The organism is Herpetosiphon gulosus (genome assembly GCF_039545135.1).
Taxonomy (GTDB): Bacteria; Chloroflexota; Chloroflexia; order Chloroflexales; family Herpetosiphonaceae; genus Herpetosiphon; species Herpetosiphon gulosus.
Genome location: NZ_BAABRU010000012.1, coordinates 49608 through 67529 on the forward strand (window position 1 = coordinate 49608; position 17922 = coordinate 67529).

Here is a 17922-nt window from a genome sequence, read left to right on the forward strand (position 1 = left end):
AGTCTCTAAAACTATGCTGATTTAACAGCGTTGAGCCTAATTAACGTGGGCGAATCGCCAAACCTTGTAAATCTAGGGCGTATTCGATGCCCGATTGTAAGTTGGCACGGGTGACGATGCCCGTAAGATCAATGCCCAATTGAACAATCGTTTGGGCAATTTCAGCGCCAATCCCTACCAAAACCACGGTTGAACCGAGCAAACGCGCGGCGCGAGCCGATTGCAGCAGATAGTTGGCAACCCCAGTGTCGATCACTGGAACACCCGTAATATCTAAAATCACGACATCAGCGCTGTAGCTATTAATCGATTCAAGCAGCGATTCCATAATTTGGCCTGCTCGCATCGAATCGATTGAGCCAATCAAGGGCAAAACCAAAACCCCTTCATAAACAGGCACGATTGGCGATGAAACTTCGGCCAAGGCATAGGTTTGCGATGAGATAATTTCATCTTTGTGTTGCTGAAAGCCTTCATAAACACCTGCAATTGCGGCGGTCGTAATTTGATGGCCTTTTTCAATCACATTAATTTGATCAACGGTACTTTCGGGGTAGGCTTGGCGCAAACCCTGAATCATAATATCGGTGGAAAGGAGCAAAACCTGCAAGAAATCGCCAATCGGAATACCTTGTTGCGCCCGTAAGTAACTCGTTTCGCGCCAATAATCAGGAAAAGCTTTGGGGTGCTCTGTATCTAAATCGCGAGCATAGGGATCAAGCCCAGCGATGACGCGTTTGCGAACGTCATCACGTGATATTTTGCCGTAGGTAGGAATTTGGATTTGCAAGGTAGTAATGATGGTTTCGACGATCGATTCTTCGTGCTGCTTGAACATTTCGTAATAGTTGGTCATGCAGGCTCCTTGAATGGCTGGCAACGTTTCCGAATTGCCAAGGTATCTCGCTTCTTAGGTTGGCCAACGGAAGGGTTTCTCTACGACCCTTCCGTTGTTTGGCCAAAAACTTATTTGATCACGATATTGACCAAGCGATTTGGTACCACAATTTGCTTGATGATGGTTTTGCCCTCGACCAAGGGGGCAATCTTTTCATCAGCCAAAGCGGTTGCAATGATGCTTGGTTCATCGGCGGTGGCGGCTACCTGTATTTTACCGCGAACTTTACCATTTATTTGCACTGGCAATTCAATCGATTCGTCGATCAACATGGCTTCATCGTAACTTGGCCAGGCCTGCAAATGGACGCTTTGGCTGTTGCCCAAAAATTCCCACAATTCTTCAGCAATATGCGGGGCGATTGGTGCTAACAACAAGGTCAAGCTTTCGGTTGCCTTGCGCCAGGTTGCAGTGCCATAAACATCGGTTTCGCGAGCTTTCATCAATTCGTTGACAAACTCCATCAGGCCAGCAATGGCGGTGTTGAAGGCAAAGCGCTGCAAATCGTCGCCAACTTTTTTGATGATCCGATGGGTTTGGCGCTCTAAGGTACTGGCATGGCCCGCAGCATCGTGACGTTGCGGCGTATCAGTCACGACACGCCAAGCCCGATCCAAAAAGCGCACGCAGCCTTCGATCCCGCGATTGTTCCAAGGGGCGCCTTGCTCCCACGGGCCGATGAACATCAAGAAGGTGCGCACGGTATCAGCACCATATTGCGCTACCAACATATCTGGGTCAATCACATTGCCACGTGATTTCGACATTTTATTACTATCTTCGCCTAAAATCACACCTTGGTTGATCAAGCGGGTCATTGGCTCGTTAGCGCTGACCAATCCCATATCACGCATGGCTTTCCACCAAAAACGGGTGTACAACAAGTGCATCACGGCATGTTCGCGGCCACCTGTGTATTGATCAACTGGCAACCATTTGTCGGTAATAGCCTTGGTAAAGGGCGCATTGGTTTCGTGTGGGCTTAAGTAGCGCACTTGATACCACGACGAATCGACAAATGTATCCATTGTGTCGGTGTCGCGCTCAGCTTCGCCGCCACAGGTTGGGCATGTGGTAAAGCGCCAAGTTGGGTGCAATTTCAAGGGCGATTCGCCTGTTGGCTTGAAATCAACACTATCGGGCAGCAACAATGGTAATTGATCTTCTGGCACGGGTACAGTACCACATGTTGGGCAATAAATCATCGGGATTGGCGTGCCCCAATAGCGTTGGCGGCTGACCAGCCAATCACGCAAACGATAATTAATCGCTCGTTTGCCCAATTGCTCAGCTTCCAACCAGTTAATCACGGCTTCTTTGGCCTCGGCTGAGCTTAAGCCATCGATTTGGCCTGAATTGACGACCGTGCCATAGGCTGGTTCGGCTGTTTCCAAGGGGGTTTCGGCAGTTTGTTCAGCTTGTACAACGACGCGTTTGATTGCCAAGCCAAAGGTTTTGGCAAAGGCGAAGTCGCGTTCATCGTGGCCAGGCACTGCCATGATCGCGCCAGTGCCATAGGTCATCAGCACATAGTCGGCAATCCAAATTGGCACACGTTCTTGGCTGGTTGGATTGATCGCATACGCACCGATCCATACGCCAGTTTTGGGCTTTTCGTCATCGGTCGATTGGCGCTCAACTTCGGTTTTGCGAATGGCTTCGGCTACATAGGCATCGACGCTGGCTTTTTGCTCGACACTGGTTAATTTGGCAACCAACGGGTGCTCAGGAGCCAACACCATAAAGGTTGCCCCCCACAAGGTGTCGGGGCGAGTTGAAAAGACCGTAATTGGGTCGCCAGCCTCAGATTTGAAGGTGATTTCGGCCCCTTCTGAGCGACCAATCCAGTTGCGTTGCATGGTTGTGATGCGCTCAGGCCAATCCAACCCCGAGAAATCCAGCAATTCATCAGCGTATGAAGTAATTTTGAAATACCATTGATCCAAATCGCGCTTGGTGACTAAGCTGTCGCAACGTTCGCAGCGCCGTTCATCGCCGACAACCTGTTCGCGGGCCAAGGTTGTATTACACTTGGGACACCAATCGACCGCTGAGAATTTTTTATAGGCTAAGCCACGTTTGAAAAATTGAATAAAAAACCACTGATTCCAGCGATAATATTCAGGGTCGGCGCTAACAATTTGCTGATCCCAATCGACCATCATGCCCATTGATTGCAACTGGCCACGCATGTATTCAATGTTGGAATAAGTCCATTTGCGCGGATCTAAGTTGTTTTTGATCGCGGCATTTTCGGCGGGCAAGCCAAAGGCATCGAAGCCCATTGGGAAAAAGACGTTGTAGCCACGCATGCGCATATAGCGGGCATGCACATCGCTGGGCGACATGGCATACCAATGGCCAATGTGCAAATTGCCCGATGGATAGGGCAACATGGTGACAGCATAATGTTTAGGTTTATCGCTGTCTGGCTCGAAGCGATAAATGCCGTCGCGTTCCCAACGTTCGCGCCATTTTGGCTCGGTGATGCTACTATCATAGCGAGTGGCCATCATCAACTCCTTGGCTAAAAATATCTGCAATTGGTAAAAATCTACAACTTTTCTGCTCAACCAATCATCATTTCACCACCCTTCCGTGATTGGGTGGGATTCAGCATCGATTGGCATTCCCTCACCCCAACCCCTCGCCCGCTGTGGCGGGAGAGGGCATTCCACTTGTCATGCTACGGTGGTCCCCCTCGCCTGCTGGGCGGGAGAGGGGGCTATGGGGTGAGGGAACTAAACAAAAATCTAAAACAAAAAACCCCGAACCCATGTCAGGGACGGAGCAAAACCCCGTGGTACCACCCTGCTTATGAGCCGAAGCACATCACTCGTAGGCGCAATAACGGGCGCACCCGCCACCAACTACTAAGCCGAAGCTGTTCCCTGATGGGGCATAAACGGGCGAGTTGGGCGCTAGGTGTAGCTTTGCACCAGCCAGCTACTCTCTGTAAAAACGCGCTTAATACTCCCGCGAACCAGATTAAGTTATTTAGGGCGATTATACCACGGCTTGATTTGTAGACATCAATCCAAAGATTGAGTTAGTTGCAAAAAATAAAATTTTTAGTAAAATGAGACCGATCCCAATAATCAATCACGATTATTGCTCAGCCCCACGATGAAGTGCCTCATACCTCGCGTCATCTAGGCCCGCTGTTGCTCCTACACCACGCACCGTCCGAGGAAGGCTGCTCGCTTAATTCGTCCATTGGCGGACATAGTACCAAGCATTCTTAAACGCAACACCTTTGGATCGCAGTCTCTGGAACCGGTCTCTTTAGCGAACACGTTCGAGTACGAATGCTGGTTTGGCTACTTTCTCTGCAATGCTGCAACAACTGAATAATCGAAGCTTGACACACTTACAACCTTACTAGGTTGGCTTTGCTGTGCTCAAGTCAGGGGGCAGTCGGTTCAATCGCGCTGGTCTGGTCGATTGAATCGGCTGTGGTTGGCACTTGTTGCCGTAATCTCGCTGTGTGGAGGAAATAGCATGGCCCGATTTTCTTTGGTGCGCCAACTGGTTTTGGCGTTGCTGCTAGTGGGTTTGGCATTGCCTGTTGTGCAACCAAGCGCCGCCCAAACTTCGGCAAATACTCAAGCATCCAGCAAACTGTTGATCGATACTGGTAGCTCGGCGAGTCGTTTCGCCCAAGCTCATGGTAAATTGCTGGTCGATTATGGGGCATTTGGGTTGTGGCAGATTGCCGATAGCCAAATGAACCAGGTTAAGCAATTGGCTGGTGCGACAACCAGCGATTTGGATACGCTTAATTTTCGCGGGATTCGGTTTAACCCATTGAAGGCCCAACCAAGCCTCAAATTAACTCAAAGCCCAACCACTGAGCCTCAATTGTGGTTGGTGCAATTTATTGGCCCAATTAAAGATGCTTGGCTGGAGCAACTCACCAAGGCTGGAGCCGAATTGGTGATTTATGTACCGAGCAATAGTTATTTGGTTTGGGCTGATGGCGCGAGCCTGAACAAGCTCAATCAATTACAACAAACCAGCCAGGTTATTCAATGGATGGGGGTTTATCAGCCTGAATATCGTTTGGCTCAGGAGTTACGCACTAAGGCAAGTAGCCCCAAGAAAGCAGAATTGGTTGATGTCAGCGTGCAAATTTACAATGCTGGCGATGTGCAAGCCTCGGTTGATGCAGTAATTGCGGCGAGTAGCAAACTGCATGCACGGCCATGGCAACTGCTCAATTTCACCACGCTTTCAGTCCAACTCAGTGAAACTGAACTAGCAAGTTTGGCCCAACGAGCCAATATCTACAATATTGAGCCTTGGAGCGAGCCAGAGCTGTTTGATGAACGTCAAGGCCAGATTATCGCTGGTAATGTGACGACGCTGAATGGCAAAACCGTGCCAAGTGGGCCTGGCTATTTAAGCTGGTTGCAAAGCCAAGGCTTGCCCAATAACCCCGCTGAATATCCAATTGTTGATGTAGTTGATGATGGCGTTGATGATGGCACGATCAATCCATTGCATCCTGATTTGTATCTGAATGGCGTGCGACCTGGAACTTCGCGCATCAGCGCCACGACCAATTGTACTACCGACCCGCGCGGCAATAGTTTGGCGGGTCATGGTCAGATCAACGCCGGAATTATCGGCGGCTACAACAATCTCACAGGCTTTCCCTATATCGATGAAGCTAGCTCGGGGATTGCTGGCGGCTATAATATTGGGCTTGGAATTGCGCCCTACACCCGTATGTCTAGCACCAAAATCTTTCGCAATAGTGGCGCATTCAGCATTAGCAATTGTGATGGTGGCGATAGCTACGCCGATATTGTGACCGCTGGTTACGAGCATCAAGCGGCGATTACCTCGAATAGCTGGGGCCAGCCTGGTTCGATGGGCGCGTATAACATCTATTCGCAGCTTTACGACCAACTAACCCGCGACGCGAGCAGCGACGATACGGGTAACCAAGCCATGTTGCATATTTTTGCCGCAGGCAATGTGGGTGAATTTGGTGCAAATACGGTTAGCGCACCGAGCACCGCCAAAAACGTGATTTCAGTCGGCGCAACCGAAAATGTGCGTGATGAAGGCGTTTTGGATGGCAACGGTTGTGAGATTTCGCAAGCCGATAATGCCGATGATTTGGCGGTTTTTTCGGGCAAAGGCCCAACCGATGATAGCCGAATCAAACCCGACATTATGGCTCCTGGCACGCACGTGGTTGGCCCAGCGCCCCAAGAATCGGGCTTTTGGGGCGCTGGTGTTTGTGGTGGTCTAACTAATCCATATTATCCCGATAACCAAACCCTTTACACATGGTCGAGCGGTACTAGCCACTCAACTCCTGCTGTGGCAGGCGCAGCTTCATTGCTCTATACCAAATATCGTACAAACTTTGGCAATGGGGCAACCCCAAGCCCAGCTATGCTCAAGGCCTATTTGTTGGCTTCGAGCCGCTATTTGGATGGCATGAACACTGGCGGCAATTTGCCAACCAATCAGCAAGGTTGGGGCGATGTCTACTTGAAAACCGCCCTCGATAGCACCCCTAGAATTGTGGTTGATCAAAGCCATGTGTTCGGGGCGAGCGGCGAAAGTTTCAGCCAAGTTGGCCAAATTGCCGATAGCAATAAACCCTTGCGCGTCGCCATCACGTGGACGGATGCAGCGGGGGGGACTACTGGCGATGCCTTTGTCAACGACCTTGATCTTGAAGTGACAGTTGGTGGTCAAGTTTATAAAGGCAATGTCTTCGATGGAGCGCTCTCAACAACTGGTGGCGTTGCCGATGCCAAGAACAACGTCGAATCGGTCTATCTGCCAGCCGGGGCAAGTGGCGCGATTCAGATGCGGGTGATTGCTCGTAACATTGTTGGCGATGCAATTCCTGGCAATGCTGATAGCACCGACCAAGATTTCGCCCTCTATGTTTACAATGCTAGCGAAGGTGCGATCGGCACGGTGTCAGGGCGGGTGAGCAACGCCAGCAATGCACCTGTTGCCAATGTGCGAATTGCCACCAGCAATAATTTGAGCACCTTGAGCGATGCCAATGGTAACTATCGTTTGGTATTGCCGGTTGGCACATATGCCCTGACGGCTAGCTTAAATGGCGTATTTCAAAGCGTGCCAACGCTAACTGTTGGCCAAAATGCCCAAATTAGCCAAAACTTTACCTTGGTGTATGGCAGCATTAGCGGGGTGGTGCGCGATAGCTTCACGCCAAGTTTGCCAATTGTTGGAGCCTTGGTTTCAACCGCTGGCTTCAGCACCTTTACTGACAGTTCTGGTTCGTATCAAATTCCGGTGGCCGCGCCGGGCATGGTGGCGCTGAATGTTCAGGCTGAGCGTTACACTCCCCAGCAGCAAAATCTGAATGTAGTTGCCAATACGACCACCACAGGCAATTTCAATTTGGCGGCGGGCGCGGTTGAAGGGCTGATTAGCGATGCCAGCAGTGGCCTAGCAGTCAAGGATACTGTGGTCACGCTTGGGAGTTACTCGGTCAAAACCAATGCGGCGGGCTACTACAGTTTGCGCTTGCCGTTGGGCAGCTATAGCGTTGGGGCCAGCAAAGTTGGCCTGATCGCCGAAACGCAGAATTTGACCCTCAGCAATGGCATGACCAGCACATTAAACCTAAGTTTGGTCCCATTGTTGAGCTATACACCAAGCAATTTGAGCCAAAGTTTCGAGTTTGGCGCGGCTCCGATTAGCGATAGCTTGAGCTTAGAATTAACCAACAATACCACTCAGCCGATTAGCTATAGCCTGCGTGAATTGAGTGATGCTGGCTTTACGCCTGCCCGCAACCAACAACGGATTTTGGTGGTACTGCGCACTGGCAGCGATGATGCTAACGCCGTAACCATCCCGCTGAATCAGCTGGGCTATGCATACGATCAGATTGAATTTGGCGAATTTGCCACAATGAGTTTGACCGATATTCAGGCCTACGACGCGCTGATTTATCTTGGGACAACCGATACTGCTGCCAACAACCCGCAAGAAGCCAAATTGGCCGAATATCTCGATGCTGGCGGGCGGTTGTTGATTGCTGATAACGATTTGGGCTTCTTCACGCGTACTGGCAGTTTTTATCAGCAATATCTTGATGCGAGCTATGGCGACGACGATCCTGAAACTGCTAATTACAACTTAATTGGGCTAGATTTCATGGCCGGAATCAATCCCATGGTGGTTGATTTCACGCCCGATTATTTCACGCCTGGCAGTTCATCTCGGGCGATCTTCCGCTATAGTGATGGCTCGGTTGGCGGCTCGTACATTGAGCGCAACGGCTACCAAGCAATTTATTTGGCAGTTGATTTCCGTAACTTTGGCACGAGCGCCTTTGGTGAGCCGATCGAACGCGATATTATTGAGGCGAGCCTTGATCAACTGTTTGGTGGGGCTGATCATATTTCTTGGTTGGAACTTGGGCCGTTGCGCGGCGAGGTGTCAGCAGGCCAAACTAGCTCGGTGGTAGTTAGCTGGTTCCCCGATCGGCTGAGCCAACCTGGAACCTACACTGGCACGGTGGTTTTAGCCCAAACAGCGGTCTACACCCAAACTGCCGAAATTCCAGTCAGCATTACAATTACACCCAATTCCAGCCAAGCCCGACTGAGTGGGGTTGTAACTGGATCGGGAGTTTGTAGCAATAGCCCCGCACCATTAGCTAATGTATTGGTGACGATCAACGATCAACAAGGCTTGGTTACAAGCGTGCGTACCAATAGTGCTGGCGAATATGTGGTGTTTGTGCCAGCGGGCGGCGAGTATAGCCTTGAATTTAGTGCTACCGACCACGTTGGTAGTAGCCAAAGCGTTACTGTTGCTGACGGTGAGCCAAGTGTTAATAATGTGCAATTGCGACTGGATAAAGGTTGTCTGATTGTTGGGCCACATGCGATCAATACCAATGTGGTGTTTGGTGAAAGCACAACCGAGCCGCTGTTTGTAATCAGCACCGGAGCGCAACCGCTCGATGTGGCAATTAGTGAAACCCGTGCCAAAACCGTCAACAGCGGCGATCTAACGCTGACCGAAGTTGATTACAACTGGATCGAAGCCAGCGACGGCACGAATTTGAATATGGGTGCTTACGATTTGGTCAATATCGTCACGCCATTTCCGATTAATTTGTATGGCGTGAGCACCACCGATTTGCGTATCTCGAATAATGGGGTGATGATCCTCAACAACCTAACTGGCTTGATTGAAATCTTCAATCCCAGCCTTGAGAATGCCATCCATAATTATGTGATTGCGCCCTACTGGGATGATTTGGATGATGAAACTGGTGGTGTGTATTGGAAAGTCGTCGGCGAAGCGCCCAATCGCGCAGTGGTAGTGCAATGGGAAAATCGCCCGCACTACAACAACTGGGATAACACTACCTTCCAAGCGGTGCTCTCAGAACAAGGCGATATTTTGTTCCAATACAAGGATGTTGATTTCAACGAACCATTCTTGGATTTTGGGGCCAGTGCTACGATTGGGGTGCGCGGCACACGCAGCGAGATTGCCCAATATAGCATTGATCGGCCAGTATTGCGCGATCGCATGGCTTTGTGTATCTCACAAACCTGCGATAGCTTGAATTGGCTGAGTGTTAGCCCAAATAAACTTAGCAATTTGACTGGTACGCCATCGAGCTTCCAACAAGTGAGCGTTGCCATCGATACCAGCAACTTTGAGACGGTTGGCGTTTACACCACCAATTTGGTACTGAACCATACCACGCCGCAACCGCCAGTAGTTGTTCCAGTGACTGTCAATGTAACCTTGCCCGAAGGTTATGGCGTGCTGAATGGTTTGGTTGAAACAACCTTGGTTTGTGATGTCAACCCAATACCGTTGGCCAACGTCAAAATTACGATTGACACTGAGCCGCCAACAGTTTTATATACCAATGGCATGGGCAATTATAGCCGCCCAATTCCAGCGGGCAGCTACAACGTCTTGGTTGAAGGCTACCCTAGCGCATTTACCAGTGTCAGCTATCCATTAACGGTTGAGGCAGGCCAGACCTATCAGCAAGATTCGCTGTTACGCTTGAAAGCGCCATGTTTGGATATGAGCAGCACGCCAGCGATTACCGCCACCACCGAATTGAATACCCCGATCACTGCCAGCTTTAGCTTGAGCAACATTGGCGCAGGTGTGCTTGATTGGCAGATTGAAGAACGCTTACCACGCCAAAAAGCCTTAGCGGCCAATGCCCAACGGGCATCAACCCGCCAAGCTGAAGTTCAACCACAGCTGGTTCCGACCAGCGAACGTTTGCTTGATGGCGGCTTCGAGGCCACTACGATTAGCGATAATGTGGCGACCAACCCCTATTGGAGCCAAGATTCGCGCAACTTTGCCAGCTTGCTCTGCACTGTAGAGTGTGATGATATTGTGCCGCATACTGGTGATTGGTTTATCTGGATGGGTGGGATTGGGTCAAACTTTGGCACTGAAACCAGCTATTTCAGCCAAGACTTCAGCCAAACCAGCTTTAGTGCTGGTACATTGAGCTTCTGGTTATCGGTTACCGCGCCGATGGATCGGCCTGATGATTATATGCGGGTGCTGATCAACAATAATGAAGTATTTCGGGTGACTAACGCTGATCGGGCCAATTACAGCAGCTACACGCTGGTAACCGTGCCGATTAATGAGCAAGTGTTGGGTGGTCGCGAGCTGCATAACATTCGCTTTGAAGCTCAGATTGTCCAAGGCGGCAATACCAACTTCTTTATTGATGATCTAAGCCTTGATTTAATCCAAAGCTGTGAGGGCGATGCAGTGGATTGGCTGCATGTTGTTCCGAACAGTGGCAGTATTGCCGCCGATAGCGAGCAAACAATTGATGTCGCGCTTGATCCAACGGGCTTGGCAGTTGGCACGCATACTGCAAGTTTATGCTTGATCACCAACAACCCCAATCGCCAAAACTTACGGATTCCCGTCAGCTTAACCGTTGAACCAGCAACGATCCCGAACTATCCGCTGTATCTACCGCTAATTATGCGCAACTAAGTACATACCCTGATTTTAAAATTCGTTGAGCGAAACCCCCTGTGAATTGAGGATCACAGGGGGTTTTTGTTAAGCAAAGATTAGATTTTGCTGATTAGAATGGGCAATTAAGTTAAATTTGCATAAAAAAATGCTTGCTAGTACAATAGTCCTATCCCCAAAGGGATAATGGATTTAAGAGATTGTTGCCCCGTAGCGCCTCAAACTGAAGCGTTAGAATACGCCCATAGCCAGTGAACGGGCTTTTTTAAGCTATAACTCTCACCAAACCGCGACAATCCCCTTTTGCTGAAAGGAGGGATACAATTTAATATTACTCTTTTGACATTTTAGCCACATGCTCACGATTGTACCTCTTGGAATTGACTGGTATTACATACACACTTGTGTGTGGAGGATGGCATGGCCAAATTCCCCTTCATTCGGCAAGCAGCCCTCATTGCAATGACGCTCTCATTGGGACTTCAAGGTGCGGCGCAACCAGCCCGTGCTGAAGTATTGCGTGCTCCGACTGCAACGACCAAGTTCCTCGTTGAACCAAACAGCCCAGCCAACAAATTTGTTCGCACGAATGGCACATTGATTGCCGATTATGGCTCTTTTTCAGTCTGGCAAGTTGCCACAAGCAACGCCAATAGCCTCAATCAATTAGCTGGCGCACAAGCTGCCGATCTTGATACGATTGGCTTACGGGGAATCAGCTTTAATCCTTTAAAGAGCGTTCCCACGCCACAGCCAAGCCTGAGCCAAAGCCCAACTGCCGACCAACAATTGTGGTTGGTGCAATTTGCGGGGCCGCTCAAGGATGCTTGGTTGGATGAACTGACCAAAGCTGGCGCGGAACGCGTGATTTATATGCCCAACAACGCCTACCTCGTTTGGGCAAATGGCCAAACCGTGGCCAAACTTGATGCACTCAGCAAGAGCAATGGGGCGATTCAATGGGCTGGTGCTTACCACCCCGAATATCGCTTAGCTCCTGAGTTCCGCCAAAAGGCCAGCAACCCCGATGCGAAGGGGCTGGTCGATATTACGATTCAGTTCTACAACAGTGCTACGGTTGAGCGTGATGTGCGCGAAGTACTTGATGCAAGCGCTCAAGTTTACGCGACCCCTTGGCAAGTGCTCAACTTCACCACGATTTCGGTTCAAGTCAGCGAAGCTGCCTTGGCTCCGATTGCTCGCCGCGCCAATGTCTACAATATTGAGGCGTGGGAAGCTCCTCAAAAAATGGATGAGCGCCAAGGTCAAATTATTGCTGGTAACGTAACCACTGCTGGTGGCAAAGTGGTGCCAAACGGCCCAGGCTACCTCTCATGGTTGCAAAGCCAGGGCGTGCCAACTGACCCCAACCAATATCCAATTGTCGATGTTATCGATGATGGCTTGGATAACGGCACGACCTCGCCGATTCACCCCGACTTCTATGTTAATGGGATTCGGCCTGGTGCCTCGCGGATCGCCGCAGTTGGTAACTGTACAGCTGATGCTTCTGGATCAAACCAAGATGGCCACGGTCACCTCAATGTAGGGATTGTTGGTAGCTACAACAACCTGACTGGCTCGCCACACGTTGACGGTGCTAGCTCTGGCATTGCTGGAGGCTATCGCGTTGGTCTAGGTATTTCGCCATTCGGGCGCATGGCCAGCACCAAGATTTTCAACAATGGTGGTAGTTTTGATTTGACCAATTGTGGTGGCGGTAGCAACTACATTGGAATCATTGCGATGGCCTATACCCATGGTGCTGCCATCTCATCCAACAGTTGGGGCTCAAACAGTGGTGGCGCGTATACCGCTTCATCACAAGCCTACGACCAAGGAACTCGTGATGCAAGCAGCACCACTGCTGGCAACCAAGAAATGGCTCACATCGTCGCTGCTGGTAACGCTGGCTCAGGGACGAACACAGTTGGCTCGCCTGGTACTGCCAAGAACGTTATCACCGTAGGCGCAACCGAAAACGTGCGCGACGAAGGCGTGATGGATGGTTGTGATGAGCCAAATGCCGATAACGCTGATGATATCGCTACGTTCTCAAGCCGTGGTCCAACCGATGATGCACGGGTAAAACCCGACATTATGGCTCCTGGAACGCACGTGATGGGTCCAGCTTCACAACAAGCTGACTTTAGTGGTGCTAGCGTTTGTGCGATTGCTGGGAGTGCCTACTACCCAACTGGCCAAACACTTTACACTTGGTCGAGCGGTACGAGCCACTCAACCCCAGCGGTTGCAGGGGCTGCTTCATTGCTCTACACCAAATATCGCACCAGCTTTGGTGGCGGTGTTGCTCCAAGCCCAGCGATGTTGAAAGCCTATATGTTGGCTTCAACCCGCTACATGAATGGTAGCGGTACTGGTGGTACCTTGCCATCAAACAACCAAGGTTGGGGCGATATGAACTTGGCTCCGGCCTTGGACAACACCCCACGGATTGTGGTTGACCAAACCCGCACCTTTGGCGCAACTGGTGAAGAATTTACCCAAATTGGCCAAGTTGCCGATTCAGCCAAACCAATCCGAATTACCTTGGCATGGACTGACGCAGTTGGTAGCACCACTGGTAACAGCTATGTCAACGACCTTGATCTCGAAGTGACAGTTGGTGGCCAAACCTACAAAGGTAACGTCTTCAACGGGGCACTTTCAACCACTGGTGGCACTGCCGATAACAAGAACAACATCGAAGGTGTGTACTTGCCAGCAGGCGCAAGTGGCGCGATTCAAGTTAAAGTCATTGCCCGCAACATTGCTGGCGATGCCATCCCAGGCAATGCTGATACCACCGACCAAGACTTTGCCTTGTATGTTTACAACGGCTCAGTTGGCCCAACCGGTACCTTGACTGGTCAAGTAACCCAAAGCAATAGCAACCCAGTTGTTGGCGCAATGGTTCGCACCAGCGGTGGTTCAAGTGCTTTGACCAACGCCAGTGGTAACTACAGCATGATCGTACCAGTTGGTACCTATGCTGTAACCGCTAGCTTGCAAGGTGCGTTCCAAGTTGTCCCAAGCGTATCAATTACCGAAAATGTCACCACGACCCAAAACTTTGTGTTGAGCTATGGCTCGATCACTGGAACGGTGCGTGATGCCTTTAGCCCAAGCAACCCAATTATGGGGGCAAATGTTTCGGTGATTGGCTATAGCACCACAACCAACGCCGCAGGCCAATACACCATTCCGGTGGCTAATGTTGGCTCAACCACGGTAACGGTCAGTGCGCCGAAATATGCCACGCAATCACAATCGGTAACGGTGGTTGATGCTGGCACGGCGACCCAAGACTTCACTTTGGCGGCTGGCGCGGTCGCAGGGATTGTGACCAACAGCGCGAACGGCGCACCGGTTGCCGATGCAACGGTCGCCATCAGCAACCAATATGTTAAGACTAAAGCTGATGGTAGCTTTGCTATTCGCTTGGAGCCAGGTAGCCATACCCTGACGGCTTCGAAGATTGGCTTTGCTGCTGATAGCGCTAGCTTGACGATTAGCAATGGGGTTACGACAACCCAAGATCTGGAAATTACCCCAGCCTTTGGTTATACCCCAGCCAGCTTGACCCGCACCTTTACCTTTGGTGATGCACCATTCACCGATACTGTTGGCTTAGAATTAACCAACAATGGTACTCAGCCATTTACCTACACCATTCGCGAAAATGGCGCAACTGGCTTTACCCCAGCAGTCAATCGAGCTGGCGGCAACGTCTTGGTGGTTCAACGCAACTCGGCCACTTCGGCCACTGCTGCAACCACAGCCTTGACAGCGCTTGGTTATACCTTTGAATCAATTGATAACGTTGCATTCGAAGCCCGTAGCTTGGCCAACTTGCAAACCTTTGATGCAGTAATCTTCCTTGGCACAACTAATGCAACCGCCAACAATGCCAGCGAAGCAAAACTTACCGAATACCTCAACGCAGGCGGTAAGTTGTTTATTGCTGATAACGACCTTGGCTTCTTCACCAACTCAGGTACGTTCTACCGAACCGTGCTTGACTCAACCTATGGTGGTGATGATCCAGGTCAGGCCAATCGAGCCTTGACCGGCTTCGATTTCATGGCTGGTGTGAATGCAGCCTCAGCCGACGCGTACCCTGACTTCTACACCCCAGGTAGTTCATCGACGGTGATCTTCCGCTATGTCAATAATGCAGTTGGCGGTAGCTTCATCCAACGCAATAACTACAAAGTTGTCTACCTTGCAACCGACTTCGTAAACTTGGGTACGTCAGCTGCTGGCGATACGATTGAGCGCACTGTGCTTGATCGCGTGCTGCAAGCAATTGCTGGTAACACCGATAGCATTCCATGGTTGCAGGAAGCCCCTGCGACTGGCGTGATTGCTGGTGGTGCAAGCACCGATGTGGCAATTGGCTGGAACCCAACCGTCATTACCCAACCTGGCACCTACACTGGTAGTTTGAGCCTTGGCTACTCAGCAGTGATCAGCCAAACCTTTAACATTCCAGTGACGATGATTGTCAACCCAGCCGCTACCCAAGCACGGATTGGCGGTACGGTTGTTTCATCAGGTGTTTGTGATACGATTCCTGCTCCAGCCGCTGGCGCTAAGATTTTGATCACCTATACCAGCGGGGTAACGGCAACAGTTACTACCAATGCCAATGGTGAATATGCCTTCTTCGTGCCTCAAGGTGGTACCTATACCGTTGCCGCTAGCGCCGTTGATCATCTTGGTCAATCGCAAAGCGTCACGGTTGCTGATGGTGCTGAAGTTACCCAAAACTTCACCTTGCGCTTGAACAAGCCTTGTTTGACTGCTGGCCCAGAGTCGTTGAGTGCGTCACTCCAATTGGGTGCTGCCCCTGTAACTCAAACTTTGGTTGTAACCAGCAAGGGTGCTGCTCCGCTCAATGCAACAATCAGCGAGCAAAGCCGCAGCGCCGTTAGCCAAGCTGGCTATACCATCTCGGAAATTCCATATAGCTGGATCGAAGCCAACGATGGTACAAACCTGAACTTGACTGACGATGCTGAAGCCAATATTACCAGCCCATTCACCGTAACCATCTTCAACACCAGCAGCCGCAACTTGCGGGTTGCTAACAACGGTGTTGTCTTGGTTGGTGTAACCACTGGTGATGTCGCCGCAACCAACGAATCGTTGCTAACTGGTGCAACCAACAATGTTATCTCACCATTCTGGGATGATATTGATGATGAATCAGGGGCAACCTACTGGAAAGTTGTCGGTACTGCGCCAAACCGCTCATTGATCATTCAATGGGAAAATCGCCCACACTATAACGGCATTGGTAGTGCAACCTTCCAAGTTGTGATCAACGAACAAGGTGGCATGATTTACCAATACAAAGATCTCGATTACGGCGATCCGTTGTACGACAATGGTTTGAGTGCAACCGTTGGTGTTCGTGGTGCAAGCACAGCTCAAGCTGCTCAATTCAGCTTCAACCAAGCTCGCCTGCGCAGCGAAATGGCCTTGTGTGTTTCCGCTAGCTGTGATGCTATTTCATGGTTGACTGAAACGCCAAACACGATTACTGGCTTACCTGGTACGCCAGTCACCAATCAAGTGGTCAATGTGGTCTTCTCGACCAACGGCCTGACCCAAGCTGGGGTCTACACTGGTAACTTGGTCTTGACCCACAATGCACCGCTACCAGGCGTAACTATCCCTGTAACCTTGACGGTTACCGCTCCACCGAACTTCGGTTCAATTAGTGGGACAATTCAAGGCTTAGCTGCATGTGATGTCTCACCTGCTCCATTAAGTGGCGCAACTGTGACCATCAACACTACGCCAGCAACTGTCTTGACCACCAGCGCTGCTGGATCATACAGCTATAGCTTAGCTGCTGGTAGCTATACGATTACGGTTGCCAAGGCTGGCTATGTCACCCAAACCTATAATGTGACGGTTCCTGCAGCTGGTGCGGTTACCCAAAACGGTCAACTGCGCTTGAATGCACCATGTTTGGATGTGGATACCACGCCAATCAGCGAGACTGTTGGAATCAACACCATCACAACGCAAACCCTGACCTTGGATAACAATGGTGCTGCACCATTGACGTGGACAATTGCTGAATTGGCTGCCAGTGGCCGCCCAGCCCCAACCAGTGGCGAAGCAGCTCCAACCCGCAAGCCAGTTCCTGCTAACCTACGTGGCCTCGGCAGCAAGCAAACCGCTCCTGCTGAAGAAGCAATTCAAGATGGTAGCTTCGAAGCAACTGTTGCTTCAGGTAATACCAACAGCAATCCATTCTGGAGCCAAAGTTCAACCAACTTCGGTGTTGTATTCTGTACAACCAGCTGTTCAACTGGCACTGCCGACGTTCCACACACTGGAACCTGGTTTGCTTGGTTTGGCGGGCTTGACCCAGCCGATAGCCCACCAGATGAGTTGGGTACCTTGTCGCAAACCTTTACTGCAATCGGTAACGCTTCAGGCACTTTGTCGTTCTGGTTGTTCATGAACGAACAAAGTGGCGTTGATACCGACTACCTCAAGGTTAAGATCGATGGTACAACGGTTTATACCGTAACCAATGCCCAAGTTGGCAGCTTCCCAACCTATACCTTGGTAAATGTGCCAATTACCGGCGATGTCTTGGCTGATACCAGCAGCCACACCTTGTTGATCGAGTCGTTCGTTGATGCAAGCGGTAATACCAACTTCTTCCTTGACGATATTTCATTGGATTTGACTGGTGTCTCATGTTCACCAAATGTTGCTTCATGGGTTCGCGCAGTGCCAAATAGTGGCACGATTGCAGCCGATGGCTCAGCCAATGTGGCACTTGAATTCAACACCAATGGCTTGGCCGCTGGTCTCCACACAGTCAACCTGTGTATCCAGACCAACGATACGACCCAACCAAATGTTCAAATTCCAGTTACCATCAACGTGACTGAGAATGTTGATCCAACCCGTAAGATCTACTTACCAATGGTCAGCAAGAACTAAAACAAGCTGGCAGTTACTGAGATTTTTCAGTAACTGCCACTTGATCGGTT

4 protein-coding genes are annotated in these 17922 nt (G+C 50.5%); 2 read left to right on the forward strand and 2 right to left on the reverse strand.

Annotated elements, in window-relative coordinates:
• Positions 1-40: 40 nt before the first annotated feature.
• Together ABEB26_RS16715 and leuS are read right to left on the reverse strand one after the other, a co-directional pair.
• Positions 41-856, reverse strand: a complete 816-nt coding sequence (locus tag ABEB26_RS16715) for an STAS domain-containing protein (RefSeq protein ID WP_345723181.1) — start codon at positions 854-856, stop codon at positions 41-43.
• Positions 857-966: 110 nt separating this feature from the next.
• Positions 967-3411, reverse strand: a complete 2445-nt coding sequence (leuS, locus tag ABEB26_RS16720; RefSeq protein ID WP_345723182.1) for a leucine--tRNA ligase — start codon at positions 3409-3411, stop codon at positions 967-969.
• A gap of 988 nt (positions 3412-4399) precedes the next feature.
• Between leuS and ABEB26_RS16725 the strand changes: the two genes are divergently transcribed.
• Both ABEB26_RS16725 and ABEB26_RS16730 read left to right on the forward strand, forming a co-directional pair.
• Positions 4400-10915 (forward strand): carboxypeptidase regulatory-like domain-containing protein, encoded by a 6516-nt coding sequence (locus ABEB26_RS16725; RefSeq protein ID WP_345723183.1) that lies wholly within the window; start codon positions 4400-4402, stop codon positions 10913-10915.
• 402 nt (positions 10916-11317) lie between these two features.
• Complete coding sequence (locus tag ABEB26_RS16730; protein ID WP_345723184.1) at positions 11318-17872, forward strand: carboxypeptidase regulatory-like domain-containing protein; 6555 nt, start codon at positions 11318-11320, stop codon at positions 17870-17872.
• Positions 17873-17922 lie beyond the last annotated feature (50 nt).

What these genes read in the sequence shown, in the direction of transcription:
- ABEB26_RS16715 (WP_345723181.1), bottom strand. Translation starts at nt 856, where the DNA reads ATGACCAACTATTACGAAATGTTCAAGCAGCACGAAGAATCGATCGTC.
- leuS (WP_345723182.1), bottom strand. Translation starts at nt 3,411, where the DNA reads ATGGCCACTCGCTATGATAGTAGCATCACCGAGCCAAAATGGCGCGAA.
- ABEB26_RS16725 (WP_345723183.1), top strand. Translation starts at nt 4,400, where the DNA reads ATGGCCCGATTTTCTTTGGTGCGCCAACTGGTTTTGGCGTTGCTGCTA.
- ABEB26_RS16730 (WP_345723184.1), top strand. Translation starts at nt 11,318, where the DNA reads ATGGCCAAATTCCCCTTCATTCGGCAAGCAGCCCTCATTGCAATGACG.